At 38.4% G+C, this 16198-nt stretch carries 13 protein-coding genes; 10 read left to right on the plus strand and 3 right to left on the minus strand.

Going from position 1 to position 16198, the window contains the following annotated elements; translation table 11 throughout:
• Positions 1-221 precede the first annotated feature (221 nt).
• Positions 222-1406 carry a proline dehydrogenase family protein gene (locus H9L23_RS13575; RefSeq protein ID WP_187590926.1) on the minus strand — a complete coding sequence of 395 codons (1185 nt, stop codon included), beginning with the start codon at positions 1404-1406 and terminating at the stop codon, positions 222-224.
• Between the two features lie 94 nt (positions 1407-1500).
• On the opposite strand from H9L23_RS13575, the gene H9L23_RS13580 reads away from it, so the two are divergent.
• From H9L23_RS13580 to H9L23_RS13620, 9 genes are all read left to right on the plus strand, one after another.
• The gene (locus tag H9L23_RS13580) at positions 1501-1707 is read left to right on the plus strand and encodes an RNA-binding S4 domain-containing protein (protein WP_025142770.1); all 207 of its coding nucleotides are present in this window, start codon (positions 1501-1503) and stop codon (positions 1705-1707) included.
• On the plus strand, positions 1707-2765 hold the full coding sequence (aroB, locus tag H9L23_RS13585; RefSeq protein ID WP_187590927.1) for a 3-dehydroquinate synthase: 1059 nt from the start codon (positions 1707-1709) through the stop codon (positions 2763-2765). Before H9L23_RS13580 ends, aroB begins: the two co-directional genes overlap by 1 nt.
• 1 nt (position 2766) lies before the next feature.
• On the plus strand, positions 2767-3729 hold the full coding sequence (locus H9L23_RS13590; protein ID WP_187590928.1) for a sterol desaturase family protein: 963 nt from the start codon (positions 2767-2769) through the stop codon (positions 3727-3729).
• A gap of 634 nt (positions 3730-4363) precedes the next feature.
• Entirely contained in the window at positions 4364-5197 is an 834-nt protein-coding gene (locus H9L23_RS13595; RefSeq protein WP_187590929.1) for a prephenate dehydratase, read from the plus strand.
• Positions 5198-5328: 131 nt separating this feature from the next.
• A complete protein-coding gene (locus H9L23_RS13600) occupies positions 5329-6468 on the plus strand; it encodes a chorismate mutase (protein WP_187590930.1) in 1140 nt (379 codons plus the stop codon).
• A 137-nt stretch (positions 6469-6605) separates the two neighbouring features.
• Entirely contained in the window at positions 6606-7874 is a 1269-nt protein-coding gene (aroA, locus tag H9L23_RS13605; RefSeq protein ID WP_187595488.1) for a 3-phosphoshikimate 1-carboxyvinyltransferase, read from the plus strand.
• A gap of 126 nt (positions 7875-8000) precedes the next feature.
• On the plus strand, positions 8001-9098 hold the full coding sequence (gene aroC / locus H9L23_RS13610; protein WP_187590931.1) for a chorismate synthase: 1098 nt from the start codon (positions 8001-8003) through the stop codon (positions 9096-9098).
• A 2-nt stretch (positions 9099-9100) separates the two neighbouring features.
• A complete protein-coding gene (locus H9L23_RS13615) occupies positions 9101-9709 on the plus strand; it encodes a DUF1684 domain-containing protein (RefSeq protein ID WP_187590932.1) in 609 nt (202 codons plus the stop codon).
• Between the two features lie 123 nt (positions 9710-9832).
• On the plus strand, positions 9833-10588 hold the full coding sequence (locus H9L23_RS13620; protein ID WP_187590933.1) for a LytR/AlgR family response regulator transcription factor: 756 nt from the start codon (positions 9833-9835) through the stop codon (positions 10586-10588).
• Between the two features lies 1 nt (position 10589).
• Here the strand turns inward: H9L23_RS13620 and H9L23_RS13625 are convergent, their stop codons facing one another.
• Entirely contained in the window at positions 10590-12713 is a 2124-nt protein-coding gene (locus H9L23_RS13625) for a tetratricopeptide repeat-containing sensor histidine kinase (protein WP_187590934.1), read from the minus strand.
• 455 nt (positions 12714-13168) lie between these two features.
• Positions 13169-15589: an alpha-ketoacid dehydrogenase subunit alpha/beta gene (locus H9L23_RS13630; protein WP_187590935.1), complete on the minus strand. Its 2421-nt coding sequence runs from the start codon at positions 15587-15589 to the stop codon at positions 13169-13171.
• Between the two features lie 172 nt (positions 15590-15761).
• Between H9L23_RS13630 and H9L23_RS13635 the strand changes: the two genes are divergently transcribed.
• A complete protein-coding gene (locus H9L23_RS13635) occupies positions 15762-16154 on the plus strand; it encodes a DUF1573 domain-containing protein (RefSeq protein WP_025142781.1) in 393 nt (130 codons plus the stop codon).
• Positions 16155-16198 lie beyond the last annotated feature (44 nt).

The following is a 16198-nucleotide window of genomic DNA, read 5'->3' on the forward strand; positions in this document are numbered from 1 at the left end:
CGTAAAGCGGGGCTGCACACCCCTAAGAACTACTGCATGCCCATTTTCAAAAAAATAATGTATCTATTTTAAGAAATAATTGTCGTCGTAACTAAAAGAAAATCGTCATCTCTACTGAAGTGTAGTGGAGATCCTTCGACTACGCTCAGGATGACAATTACACTTCTCGAAATGACGACTCTGCTAATTGAAAATTAGCCAATTGTTAACTGAAAATCGATCTACAGTTTTCTTCTTTTCAATTCTCTTTCAATCAAACCTAATTCACGGCCTGTTTGTCCGGCAACTGAAGTATTTTCTTGTGCTCTTCTGAACAAATAAGGCATTACCGCTTTAATCGGCCCGTAAGGCACGTATTTGGCCACATTATAATCAGAATCAGCCAGGTTAAAGCTTAAATTATCGCTCATGCCCAATAATTGTGCAAAGTAAACGTGCGGGTGGTTATGCCTGATATTTTTTTCTTCCAAAAGATAGGTCAGTAAACGGCTGCTATCTTCATTATGTGTTCCGGCAACAATGGCAATTTCTTCAATATGATCTACACAGTAGCGTAATGATTCGTTATAATCACGGTCAGAAGCTTCTTTATCAGGCTGAATCGGCGAAGGATAACCCATTTCTGCAGCGCGTTTACGTTCTTTTTCCATATATGCACCACGAACCATTTTAACCCCCAAAATAAAGCCATCAGCTTTGGCAATTAAATGGTCGGCCTTCATATCAGCCAGTTTATCATGACGGTACATTTGGTAAGTATTGTACACAATAATGCGTTCGCGATTAAATTTACGCATCATATCTAAAGCCAGTTCATCAATGGTATTCTGGATCCAGGTTTCTTCCGCATCGATCATAATCGGCACGCCTCTATCAAAAGCCGTTTTACAGATCATTTCGCAGCGCAGTTTTACCTTTTCGTATTCTGCCTGTTCGGTAGCGGTTAAAGTTTCTTTGGCATCCAGTTTCTGCAATAATGCAAAACGGCCAATACCTGTTATTTTAAAAACGGTGATCGGAATTTTAGCATCGCCATCTGCACGAACAATCGTACGGATAATTTCAGCACAAGTTTCATCAAAAACCTGCTCTTCTTCTTCTCCTTCAACCGAATAATCTAAAATGGTGCCCACGCCGCCTTTATCCAGCTGCTCGATGGCTTTATTACACTCGGCAATGGTTTCGCCGCCACAAAACTGTTGAAAAATGGTGGCTTTAATTGCGCCCTGGATAGGCAGCCCAATATTTAAGAAAAAGTTTGTAATGGCCGGACCAACTTTAGTGAGGAAATTACTGCCGATCATTTTAAAAAGCCAAAATGCTTTTTTCAGTTCCTGATTCGTTTTTTGACGGAACGCAATTTCCGTATTGTCAAAATTTGGTTGTTTATTGGGGACTAAATCCATTTTTTATCTATATATAAGTCAGATTGGTGCAAAATTATAAAAAGCATTGGTTGTTAAAACTAAAAACCTCTAAATAATCGTATTTTTGCATAAAATGATACAATTCAAATTAGAAGGCGAATTTATTCCACTAATCCAGCTGCTAAAAGCGACAGGTTTGGTTGGCACTGGTGGCGATGCGCAGGCTGCCGTAATGGATGGTTTGGTAAAATGCAACGGCGAAGTAGAGTTTCGCAAACGCTACAAAGTCAGAGTTGGCGATATCATCACTTTTGAACAAGATAAAATCGAAGTAATTTAATGGAAACCTTAACGAGCGCAGGCCATTCGCTTTATTTCGAAAGCAATTTAGACGCCTTAAAAACACTTTTAGAAAGCAACAAGTACAGTAAAGTTTTTGTACTTGCTGATGAACATACCAGCGAAATCTGTTTACCTCTTTTTCAATCGCTTTTAGACGATTTCTCTGAATTTGACCTGATCGAAACTTCAGCAGGCGAAGAAAATAAAAATATTGATTTTTGTATCGGCATCTGGAAAACCCTTCTGGATTTTGAAGCCGACCGCAAAAGTTTGATGATCAATCTGGGCGGTGGCGTAATTACCGATATGGGCGGGTTTATTGCTTCTACCTACAAAAGAGGGATCGATTTTATCAATGTACCTACTACCCTATTATCGCAGGTTGATGCCTCGGTAGGTGGTAAAACCGGAATTGATATCGATAATGTTAAAAATATGGTGGGTACTTTTACCCTGCCACAGATGGTCTTTATCGAAACCGCATTCCTAAAAACATTGCCAGAGCGTGAACTTTTATCAGGTTTTGCTGAAATGATTAAACACGGTTTGATTTATGACAAACCATATTACGAAAAGTTAAAAGCCAGCAATTACCTTATTCCTGCTGCTGAAGATATTTACCGTTCGGTAGAAATTAAAAACGAAGTGGTAACCATCGATCCGCATGAAAAAAACCTTCGGAAAATTTTAAACTTTGGTCATACCATTGGGCATGCTGTTGAGGGCTACTCTCTGGCAAACGACGAAAATCCGTTAACGCACGGCGAAGCCATTGCCATCGGTTTTATTTGTGAGGCGGCATTATCGATCAAAAACAGTACGTTAACGAAAGAAGAACTGAACGACATCAGTGGCTATATCTTATCGTTATATCCTAAATATCACATTAAAAAAGAAAGTTTCGATACCCTTTTTGAATTGATGCAGAGTGATAAAAAGAATGAAGACGGCAATATCCTCTTCTCACTTTTAGAAAAAACTGGCAAATGCACGTTTAACTGCCGTGTAAGCACAGCCAATATTTTAAGCAGTTTAGATTATTATAACAGTTTATAAAATGAATTTTACCGGAAGTGATATTTCTGTAATCGGGCTTTTTGGTTTCGTAATCGTTTTAACCCTGGTTGAAATGTATTTCAGTTATCAGCACGACAGAAAATTATATACCAAACGCGATACCTGGACGAATATTTACCTGATGACGGCGGCAGTTGTAATCAACCTGGCCACAAAAACAGGTACATTTTTCTTATTGGCTTATTGCTACCAGTTCCGTTTGTTCCAGATTCCTAACGTTTGGGTATATTGGTTAGTGTTAATTTTGGCACAGGATTTTCTGTACTGGTTTTTACATACCGTTGGCCATTACGTCCGCTTTTTCTGGGCGATGCACGTTACGCACCACTCATCAGAACATTTTAACCTCACAACAGGATTCCGTTCTACCGTTTTCGAACCCATGTACCGCGTATTCTTTTACCTGCCTCTGGCATTTATGGGTTTTACCGCAGTTGATATCCTTTTTGCCTACCTGGTTACCCAGATTTATGGGAATTTGGTTCATACACAGTATAATATTAAGTTCCCTAAGTGGTACGAATATATCTTTGTTACACCATCGCACCACCGGGTGCACCACGCCAGCAACGTACGGTATTTAGATAAAAACATGGGTATGGTTTTAATCCTATGGGACAGGTGGTTTGGTACTTTCCAGGAAGAATTGCCTGAGGATGTAGTGAAATATGGCTTAACCACACAACCAAAAGATACCGGACCCGTAAATATTATTTTCCATGAATTTATTGCTTTAACAGCCGATGTTAAAAAGGCGCCTACCTTTATGGATAAAGTAAAATACATTTTCAATCCACCGGGATGGAGCCATGATGGAAGCACCAAGATTGCAAAGATTATGCAGCAGGAATTGCGTGAAGAGGAAAAGAGAAAATACGAAGATCTGCAACAAGAAAAAGTAAAAGGACTTAACGATCGGGGAGAATTAAGTTCTACAGGATAAAAAAAATAATTTATTCACTAAAGGTCTGTGTCATCACAGGCCTTTTTTGTTATATATATTAGCTATTTTTAGTTTTAGCCACAGATGTACACGGATTAACACAGATGATGTTTTCGCATTCAAAAAGACGGATATTCGGTGGATCAATTATTTCATAAAAATAATTCAAATGAGACGCCTACATAATAGCTGCCGTCATCTCGAGCGGATCCGATAGCTATCGGGTGCAACGTAGTCGAGAGATCTATCAAAACAGATCACTCCGTTTCGCTGCGCTTCAGTCGAGATGACGACGACTTTATTGAACTCATTCGATAGTAATACCCGTCCCCAACCATATAAAAATCCGTTTTCGCACTATTTTAAAGTACAAAAAGACCAATCCATAAATCAGTCCGTTTTTAACAAAATTAAATTTTATTAAAAATATTTTCAATTTCCTATTGACAAATTAAATTTTGTTACTACATTTGGCTCAACAAAAAAGAAATGAAAAATTTTAGCACATATTACTTTGGTTACTTTTACTATTTTAGTGAGAGCCGGGGCTAATATGCAAAAAGATATATAACAATATTAAAATGTATAAAAAAGTCCCGGCAAACAGCCGGGACTTTTTTGTTTTAACGCAAAAATGGAAACGACAAAACGTGTAGCAATTCAGGGTATTAAAGCATCTTTCCACGAAGAAGCCGCCTACAAATTCTTTGGTAAGAGCATCGAAACTGTAGAGTGTAACTCTTTTAAGGAAACCTGCGACAAACTGGAAAAAAACGAGGCAGACTTCGTGGTAATGGCCATCGAAAACTCCATTGCAGGTAGTTTATTACCAAATTACACACTAATCCGAGATTATGGTTTTTCGGTAGTAGGCGAAGTTTACCTGCCGATTCAGTTACACTTAATGGCATTGCCAGGGGTAAAATTTGACGACATTAAAGTGGTTACCTCACACCCTATTGCCATCCGTCAATGCATCGATTTCTTTTACGATTATCCACATATTAAAATTGTAGAAAGTAATGATACAGCGGCCTGTGCAAAACGCATCCAGGAAGAAAAATTAACTGATACTATGGCCATTGCAAACAGCCTGGCGGCAGAACTTTATGGCTTAAACATTTTAGAACGCCGTGTAGAATCGAACAAGAAAAATTATACCCGTTTCCTGATCCTTAAAAAGGATAAAACTGACGAAGGAAAGAAAATAAATAAAGCTTCAATCTGTTTCCAGGTGGGTCACAAAGCAGGTTCATTGGCTACAGTGCTGAATATCTTCGCCGAACAGGAAGTGAGCTTAACAAAAATACAATCTATGCCTGTGTTAGGTAAAAGAAATGAGTATTACTTTTATGTCGACCTGGAATGGCCAAGTACCGAAAAGTACGATAAAGCGATCAGAAAGGCACTAAAATACACATCGAACTTTAACATATTAGGAGAATATCAAAAGAACGATAAAGTATAAAAAAGTCGGAAGTCCGAAGTCAGGAGTCCGAATATAAATAGCAGAGCATTCAAACTTGTAATAATAAAATAATTAAAATATAACTCCGGACTTCCGACTGCGGACTAAGGACTTTAAACAAACCCATCATCATGAAACTTAATTTAAACATCCAACCTTTAAACACCTGGTTAAACGTAAACAACGAACCATTAATTATTTCTGGTCCATGTAGCGCAGAAACTGAAGAGCAATTGTTAACTACAGCACATTTATTGGCTGCTACCGGTAAAGTATCGGTTTTGAGAGCTGGTATCTGGAAACCACGTACCCGTCCGGGAGAATTCGAAGGTATTGGAAGCATTGGTTTAGAATGGTTAAAACGTGCTAAAGCAGAAACAGGTTTACCAACAGCTGTAGAAGTTGCAAATGCAAAACACGTTGAAGAGGCTTTGGCAGCTGGCGTAGATATCCTTTGGATTGGTGCACGCTCTACCGTAAATCCTTTCACCGTTCAGGAAATTGCTGATGCTTTAAAAGGACATGACGTTCCGGTATTAATCAAAAACCCCGTAAATCCTGATTTACAATTATGGATCGGTGCAATTGAGCGTATCAATGGTGCTGGTATCACTAAAATCGGTGCCATTCACCGCGGTTTCTCTTCTTTCGAGAAAAGCTCTTTCCGTAACGAACCAATGTGGGAACTGGCCATCCAGTTAAAAACACTTTGCCCGGAATTGCCAATCATTAACGATCCAAGTCACATTTGTGGTAACCGTGAGTTAATCCCTTACATTTCTCAAAAAGCATTGGATTTGGATATGCAAGGTTTAATGATCGAATCTCACGTAGATCCTTCAGTTGCCTGGACAGATGCTAAACAACAAGTTACTCCAGCTGCTTTGGCAGAATTGGTTGACCGTTTAACCGTACGTGAGCCAGAAGCACCGAACGAAGCTTTCGCAGATAAATTAGCTGATTTACGTAAATCAATCGATAAAATTGATGATATCTTATTGCAAAAATTAGGTGAGCGCATGGCTATTGTTGAAAAAATCGGCGAATTTAAACGCGATAACCAGGTAACTATTTTACAGGTTAACCGTTGGGATGCCATCATTAAAAAAGGTCATGCTTTTGCAAAAGCTTTAAAATTAGACCTAAACTTTACCGAGAAATTCTTAGAATTGATGCACGGTGAATCAATCCGTAAACAAACTGAAATTATGAACGCTGGCAAATCTGAAAAAGGTATTGCTGCAGAACAACATACTGAAGTTAAAGCATAAGAAAGGTAGAAGGCTGGAAGGTTTAAGGTGTAGGGTAAAACCTGGCTTTAAAAAGAAATCCTCTACATATAACATTATTGATGTAAGTGTCAGATGGAAACATCTGACACATGCATTTAAGAATAAAACAGAATAAAATGTCGAAAAATGCCTTAGTTTCTTTTAAAGGAACCAAGAATATTAATACGGAAATCCAATTAACAGGTTCAAAAAGCGAATGCAACAGGGCCTTAATTATTAGTGCTTTAAGCAAAAAACTGGTTAAAGTCGAAAACCTTTCTAACGCTGCTGATACAGTAACATTAAATGGGATCCTTAATAATCTTGAAGAAGAATTAGAAGTAGAAATTGAAGAATCGAAAACCGTAGACGTAGGGCCTGCAGGTACTGCTATGCGTTTTTTATCGGCTTATCTTTCTGCTAAAAACGGGAATTTCCTTTTAACCGGAACGGAGCGGATGAAACAACGTCCGATCGGGATTTTGGCCGAAGCTTTAAAAACCATCGGTGCTGATATTTCTTATGCAGAATCAGAAGGTTTTCCACCTTTAAATATTGTTGGTCCATTGGATCAAAAAACTGCCCAGGTAAAGATTAAAGGTGATATCAGCAGTCAATATATTTCTGCTTTGCTGATGATTGCCCCTATCCTGCCACAAGGTTTAATGTTAGAGATCGAGGGTGAGCTTACTTCTAAACCTTATGTAGACATGACTTTAGATATGCTTGCAGAAGTTGGCATTGAACATACCTGGCACGGGAATTCAATTGCTATCAAACCTCAGGTTTTTAAACCTGGAACTTTGGTGGTTGAGCCTGATTGGAGCGCAGCATCGTACTGGTACAGCATTGCGGCTTTGGCTGATGAAGCAGAAATTGCTTTACCTGCATTAAAGGAAAAAAGCTTACAGGGTGACAGCCAGATCAAAAATATCATGAAGATTTTTGGTATCTCCACCAGTAAAACCGATAAAGGTATAGCCATTAGCAATTTAGGGCTTACTTTAGATACCAAAGAAATCTTAGACTTGAAAACTTGTCCGGATTTAGCGCAAACTATTGTAGTTGTTGCGGCTGCTTTGGGCAAAAATATGGCTTTTACAGGTTTAGAGACTTTAAAAATCAAAGAAACAGACCGTATTGCAGCCCTTCAGAACGAATTGGCTAAAATAGGTGTTACTTTTACAGAAAATAACCTGGTTTATACGTTAAATACAGACAACCTTCATTTCCCGGATAAAGTTACCTTCGCAACCTACGAGGACCACCGTATGGCTATGGCTTTTGCTCCACTCGCACTATTGATCAACGAAGTTGAAATTGAAGAAATGCAGGTAGTAGAAAAATCTTATCCTTATTACTGGGAAGATTTGAAGAAAGCTGGATTTGAGGTGAGAGAGACGTGAGATTTGAGACACTAGATTTGAGACACGAGATTAATAAAGACAAATAAATAACAAGCTAACGAGGTTTGAATAGGGCTTGAGCTATACATCTCAAGTCTAATATCTCAAATCTAACATCTAAATAATATGGCAGGCAACTCATTCGGACAACTATTTCGCATTACAACATTTGGCGAATCTCATGGCATAGCCATTGGGGTAATTATTGATGGCTGCCCGGCGCAATTGGATATCGATATGGATTTTATCCAATCGGAACTGGACAAACGTAAACCGGGTCAATCCAAAATTACCACGCAAAGAAAAGAAAGCGATATCGTTCAGATTTTATCGGGTGTTTTTGAAGGAAAAAGTACAGGTACGCCTATTGCGCTTTTAATCCCGAATGAGGATCAACGTTCGAAAGATTACGGTCATAATGTTGATGTTTATCGCCCCAGCCATGCAGATTATGTGTACGATGCAAAATACGGCATTCGCGATCACCGCGGCGGCGGACGTTCTTCTGCCCGCGAAACAGCGGCCCGTGTAGCTGCAGGTGCCGTTGCGAAATTGTTTTTAAAGCAGCAAGGCATCGAAATTTTCGCCCACGTAACTTCAGTAGGCACTATTGAAGCACCAAATTTAGAAAGCAACGATTTATCAGCTCTGCTAAACATCAGGGAAGAAAACATTGTTCGCTGTGCCGATCCTGCAACAGCACACGAAATGATCGAATTTATTGATTCAGTAAGAAAAGACGGCGATACTGTTGGTGGTAAAATCAGCTGCGTAATAAAAGGTTGTCCGGCAGGTTTAGGTGAGCCTGTTTTCGATAAATTACATGCTGATTTAGGTAAAGCCATGTTGAGCATTAATGCCGTACATGGTTTCGAATATGGCTCTGGTTTTGCCGGAAGCGAATTACGTGGTTCGCAGCATAACGACATTCCTCAGCCAAAAGCTGCAGATTCGAAAGTATTTAAAACCACTACCAATTATGCCGGCGGTATTTTAGGCGGTATTTCTAACGGAATGGACATTACCTTCAAAGTAGCTTTTAAGCCTGTGGCCACCATTATGCACAACCAGCAAACCATTAATGCTGCTGGTGAGGCGTCAGAAATTAAAGGAAAAGGCAGGCACGATCCATGTGTGGTACCAAGAGCAGTAGTAATTGTTGAAGCCATGGCCGCACTGGTTTTAGCTGATCACTTTTTAAGGAATAAAACAAGCGTAATTTAAACATGAAACTTATTACCATTTTACTTTTGCTGATCAGCATGAATACTTTTGCTCAAAGTTATGCTGATCAGATTGCCAAACACCGTGAGGTTTATAAAGAAGATTTTATAAAAGACAATCGTTCGCCATTAAAGAAAGGTGATTTGCAAAATCTTCATTTTTATGAGGCTGACAGCGCCTATAAAGTATCGGCAGAAGTAGAATTACTAAAGAATGAAAAGGTGTTTAAAATGCCAACTTTTGATGGCAGCAGCAGCGATTATTACCGCTATGCCCATATAAATTTTAGTTTAAATGGAAAAGCGATCCAAATGACGCTTTACCGTAGTATATCTTTATCTACCAACCCCGTATATAAAGATCATCTATTTTTGCCTTTTACGGATGAAACCAACAATAAGGAAACTTATGGGGGTGGTCGATATATTGATCTGGACGCAAAAGAAATCAACAATAACCACATAGAAATCGATTTTAACAAGGCCTATAATCCTTACTGCGCCTATAGCGATGGTTACCGTTGTCCCGTTCCGCCAGAAGAAAATGACCTGCAATTGGCTGTTAAAGCTGGCGAAAAATTATATACAGGCGAAAAGAAACATCAGAAATAAACGTTAAGACCACATTTAACAAAAAAGTGTTGACCTAATTGTGTTTTAATTCTCATTTTAGCGTAATTTACAAAACATTAATTTTAGATCTCTGTTGTTGACAACATAATCCCATATCCCTAAATGACCTACACCTGTATAATTGTTGATGATAACGAAATTGAAAGAGATGCAATTGAAATGCACCTTAAAAAAATCCCATCATTAAATATTCTGGCAGTTTGCAGTAGTGGTATTGAAGCTTCGCAGATTTTAAGCACAACATCTGTTGATATTGTCTTTTCTGATATCGACATGCCTGAGCTTTCCGGAATGGATCTGTTAAAAAGCCTTAAACAACAGCCTCTGTTTATATTCGTTACCTCTTTTACAGAATATGCGGCAGAAAGTTTCAACCTTGATGCGCTCGATTTTATTGTTAAACCGGCAACTTTCGAAAGGATTTTAAAAGCCACCAATAAGGCTATAGAATACCTGGAGCTGAAAAAATTGGTTGGAAAAATTCCTCAGCATGTAGATAAATCCACTAATAGTGATGGCGATGATCATTTCTTTTTCAGGGAAACCAAAGGTATCACAAAATTAAAATATGATGATGTGATCTATATTGAAAGTATGGGTGATTTCTCTAAACTCTTTACCAGCACCGATAAACACATTGTACTGGTGAGCCTTAAAAACCTGGAGAAACAACTGCCTTCCAAAATATTTTCCAGGGTACACAAACAGTATATCATTAATATCAACCATATTGCTACGCTAACCAATCATGAAGTTCATTTAGAACATCATTTTATCGTTCCAATAAGTGCATCTAACCGGCAGGAACTGTTAGAGAAAGCAATTGATAAAAAAATCCTTTCCCGGTTTTTAAAATAGTTTATTTCTTTAATGTAATGGTAAAGCAGCTTCCCCCTTCAGGATTGGCGCTTGCATTGATATTTCCATCCATTAAACCAACAAAAGTGCGGCAAAGCAGTAAGCCTAACCCTGTACCCTTTTCTTTATTCGTACCCAAAGTACTTACACCGGCACCGAGATATCCCGCTTTGTTGAAATGGTTTAATTGAACCGGGTTTAACCCGACACCTGTATCCGAAATCTTAATTTCCTGTTGTTGACCGATATCAAGCGAACTAATCTGTATTGAACCTCCAATTGGTGTAAATTTAATCGCATTGCTCACTAAATTACGGATCACCAGGCTAAACATATTCTCGTCAACCTTACAAAAACTTTGATCGGGAATTAAATTATGAATCCTGATCTGCTTTTGATCAGCTCCATCCTGCAAGGAATGGATCACCTCAACTGTCAGGTAATGAATATCTAGCGATTCGAGGTATGGATTAAATCCCTGCATCTGGCTGGCCGCCCAATTCAGCAGATTTTCCATCATGGTTGAAGTATAAGTAAGGTTATTTTTTAGTGATGCCGCGTAGCGGTTTAATTTCTCCTGCTCAATATTACCCCCTTCAAGCAGCTGCATAAAGGAGATCAGAGAATTTACAGGCGTACGCATATCATGGCTTACCACACTAAAAATACGATCCTTAACCTTACTTAAATGTTCTAGTTCCCGCTTTTGAGTATTGATAATCTTATTCAACCTAGTGGTTTTTCTCTGGTTCAAAAAGATTACCACCGCAATAATCAAAATCAAAATGGTAGCAACACTTAAAAACAACTTAATGCGCTTATCAAATTTAATCTGCTGATCTTGTTTGCTGATCTGCTTGTCTTTTACACTGGCTGTAAGCTGCGCCTGATATTTAGCCTTAGCAAATTTACCCTCCTGGGCTAAACGCTGAATATCAAGATCGGCCTTTGCTTTTTGGAAAGTCAACAGGTCCAGTGCTTTTTCCTTATCGCTTAAAGCCAGTTGCTGCCTTTTTAAAATAAGCTCTTGCTGTTGCCTTTTTAATTCTCCTTCGGTAAGCTTCTGTTTTAACAAATAATCACGCTCTTTTACATTAAAATCTACCTGCATTTGCCTCCTGGTGATTTCCTTTTCCTTATCCTGATCAAAGATTTTATCCCTTACTGCAATGTACTGCCTGTAATAAGCTAATGATTTATTATAATTTTTGGTTTTTTCATAAACTGTACTTAAACCCAGGTTAGCATCTCTTTCTATATCCAAAAACCTGTTTTCTTCAGCAATTTTTAAACTATTTCCCAATAAAGAGATGGCATTTTCAAAATCATTTTCTTTTTGATAAAAATTGCCTAAGGCATACAGCGTAGAAGCATAAGCTTCTTTATCATCACCAGTTCTACTTAATTCAATCGATTTCTGATAAGACTTAAGCGCGGCATCTTTTTGGCCAACGGAGCTGTAAAGATCGGCCAAATCCCGCTTTACAGTTGCTATAATTCCTTTATCGTCAATAGTTTCGGCTATCTTCAGCGATTTATTATAATATTCCAGCGCTAATTTAACCTTCTGATTGGGGAGCACGTTCATTTCCATCAGTTCATGATTGGAGGCTTCAAAATAATTAGTACCTATTAATTCATAAACAACGGCCACACCTCTCGCATTTCCACTTTCTTTAGCAAACACTTTCAGTGCCATCTTCATATACACTAAAGCTTGGCTTTGGTTGCCTAAACGTTGGTAAATCGTTGAAATATTAGTATAACAACTGGCCATATCGGTTTCATTCCCCATTTTTTCAAATATGGCAATGGCTTTTTGATTAACTTCTAACGATTTTGCATAATCGGGAATGCTGCCATACAAAGCCCCCAGATTGAGGTAAGTACCAGCTTCCATATCAAGGTTACCAATTGAAGAAAATTCGGTTACCGCTACCAAATAATTTTCTTCTGCTTTTTGATAATCAGACCGGCCATGGTACATCATCCCCCTGCGGTAATAGGCTATCGCAGAAAATTTCTTCAGATTTCTCTCATGTGCAAGCTGAATGGTTTTATCGAGGTATTCTTCTGCTTTTTCAACATTCCTCATTTTCATGTACTGACGGTAAACTTCTGTCAATATTTTGATTTTAGTGGAGTCTGTTTTTTGGTTCTTTTGATTGACAGTTAAAAGACTATCGAGTTTTTTTTGAGTGGTATTTATCTGAGCGGACACAGTTGTGCAAAAAAACAAAAGCACAAAGCATGCAATAACAACCTTAAAAAATAAGGCATACACATTTACTTGTTTATTAACAATATTTCGAGTTACGTTCCGATAAAAATCAGTCATCAATTTTATTAGAAAATACGTACGAAAAACCTTGAAAATTACAGTGTTTCACAATTGGGATGATATAAAACATGCTGAAATAAAAAATTTGTTTGGTTTATAAAAGTATATAAAAATTCCATTACCCGGTAACCGAATTTTTACCAAAAACAAAATTATTTACTTCATTGAGGCATAAAGCGACAAAAAAATATTCAAGAAGATTTAAATCGTAGTTTCTATTAATTGAAAGTTTTTTCCCTTTAAAAAAATGCAGGATATTTTGAAGGGTTTGCATCGTGCATCATCTGGTAAATTGCTTCAATTACATCATCAACAGATGGTTTACTGAAATAATCGCCATCAGAACCAAATGGTGGACGATGAGCTTTGGCCGACAATGTTTTGGGTTGTCCATCCAGGTGGAAATAACCTTTTTGCTCTTCCAATACTTTTTGCAGAATATAAGCTGAAGCACCTCCCGGCACATCTTCATCTACCACCAATAATTTATTGGTTTTTGAAAGAGAATTTACACAAACATGGTTAATATCGAAAGGTAAAAGTGTTTGTGGATCAATTATTTCGACCGAAATTCCTAAAAGTGCGAGTTCTTCTGCAGCTTCCTGAACAATTCTTAGTGAAGAACCGTAAGAAACTACCGTAATATCAGTTCCTTCTTCTAAAACCTCAGCCTTTCCTAAAGGAACGGTAAAATCACCAACATTTGTGGGCAATTTCTCTTTTAAACGGTAACCGTTCAGGCATTCTATTACCACTGCAGGTTCATCAGCCCTAAACAGCGTATTATACATCCCTGCAGCTTGGGTCATATTTCTTGGTACACACAGGTGCATTCCTCTTAAAGAACCTAAAAGCATGCTAATCGGAGATCCTGAATGCCAGATTCCCTCTAAACGATGGCCACGTGTTCGTACTATAACCGGTGCTTTTTGGATGCCTTTGGTACGGTAAGCCAATGAAGCAAGATCGTCACTTAATACATTCAAAGCAAAAATAAGGTAATCAAGGTATTGAATTTCAGCAATTGGTTTTAAACCGCGCATGGCTAAGCCAATGCCTTGCCCCATAATGGTCATTTCCCTGATTCCGGTATCGGTAATCCTCAATTCTCCATATTTGGCTTGTAAACCGGCAAAACCTTGATTTACATCGCCAATATTGCCTAAATCTTCACCAAAAGCAACCAAACGCTGGTCGCGGGCAAAATTTTCGTTAAAGCAGGCATTAAGTACCTCCCTGCCATCAACCATTTTAGAAAGCTCGTCGAATTCTGCATCCACAACGGCAACTTTTGCAGGACTTTCCTTACCATCAGTATGAAGTTTAGAATTATAACGGTCGTAATTATGTCCTTCCTGTTCTTTGTACCAGGCTAAGAGTTCATTACGCTCTGCAGAACTGTTATTGGCCGACATGCGTATGGCTTTACGAACCGCTACAAAAACTTCCCTACGCTGTGCATCCGCAATGGAAGCCAAGTTAGCTGAAATCTTAGCCAGTTCAGGCTGATGTTTAGCTACCCCATTAATCAGGTCTACAGCTTGCTTTTGTTCAGGTTTAATGCTGTCCAAAAACTCATTCCAGGCTTCTTTTTGGGCATTACGCACGAAAACTTTTGCTTCTTTTTCAATTTCGGCAATTTCTTCTTCTGTGGCAACGGCCGAATCGAGCATCCAGGCACGCATTTTCACGATACAATCATGTTCTGTTTCCCAGGCCAGGCGATCTTTAGATTTATACCTTTCATGAGAACCCGAAGTTGAATGCCCCTGAGGTTGAGTAAGTTCGGTAACGTGAATCAATACCGGAACATGTTCGTCCCTACAAGTATTAATGGCTTTTTCGTACACTTCACATAAAGCGGGATAATCCCAGCCTTTTACTTTATATATTTCGTATCCAGGTTTTTCAGGTTCACGCTGAAAACCTTTTAAAACTTCAGAAATATCTTCTTTGGTGGTTTGGTATTTTGCCGGAACGGAGATTCCGTAGGCATCATCCCATATCGAAATGGCCATTGGAATCTGCAGCACACCCGCTGCATTAATCGCTTCAAAAAATACCCCTTCTGAGGTTGAAGCATTGCCAATGGTACCAAATGCGACTTCGTTTCCATTAACCGAAAAATGTTTTAAATAATCAAGTTCTCTGTTTTCCCTGAATAGTTTAGAAGCATAAGCCAGGCCAACCAAACGGGCCATCTGGCCTCCTGTTGGAGAAATATCTGATGAACAGTTTTTAATCTGTGTTAAATCATTCCAGCTGCCGTCTTCGTTAACCGATTTTGTCGCAAAATGACAGTTCATCTGCCTGCCGCCCGAAAAAGGATCGGCCCCATTGGTGGGGTTTGCGTACAATTGCGCAAAAAATTCTTTTATGGTAGAAATGCCTGTTGCAAAGGCAAAAGTTTGATCCCGGTAGTAACCAGAGCGCCAATCGCCGTTTTTAAAAGCTTTCGCCATGGCAATCTGCGGTACCTCTTTTCCATCTCCAAAAATGCCAAATTTAGCCTTCCCCGTTAATACCTCCCTACGGCCTAAAACACTGGCCTGCCTACTTTCAAAGGCTGTTTTATAGTCGCTTTTAACAATTGATTTGAAATCGTTAAAACTCAGCTCGGAAGCATTAATAGCGTTGGTCATCAATTTTTCATTCGGCATAGTAATCAAAGATTGGTTGCGGCAAATATATACAAAATTAAAAGTTTGCCTTTAACCTCGATTGTAAAATTATATATGGGATAAGAAAATAATATTTGGAATAGTTTTTGTTTTACTAGGAAAACATTAAATTTGTTTTAGAAATTAAAAAAATAAATCACACCCAAATAACATGAAAAAGATCTTAGTATTATTCGCTTTTGTTTTAGGTTTTGGTATTGCTGCAAATGCACAGGCTAAACCTGCCGAGTTTAAATTCGAAACTGAAACACATGATTTCGGTAAAATTGTTTTAAACAAACCAGTAACTTACGATTTTAAATACACCAATGTTGGCGAAGAGCCTTTAATTATTACTAAAGCTGAGGCAAGCTGTGGATGTACTGTTCCAAAATACACTTCTACTCCATTGAAAAAAGGTGAAACTGGTGTAATTTCAGTAACTTTTAACGCTGCTGCTGGTCCATCTACTTTCTCTAAAGCAGTTACCATCACTTCAAACGCTAAAACGCCAATTAAGGTGCTTTATATTAAAGGAGAAACTGTAGCTGCCGCTTCAAAGTAATTTTTTAACCGATAATATTTAAAAAGTCCCGATTTTCATCGGGA

Source organism: Pedobacter roseus (assembly GCF_014395225.1).
Lineage (GTDB): Bacteria > Bacteroidota > Bacteroidia > Sphingobacteriales > Sphingobacteriaceae > Pedobacter > Pedobacter roseus.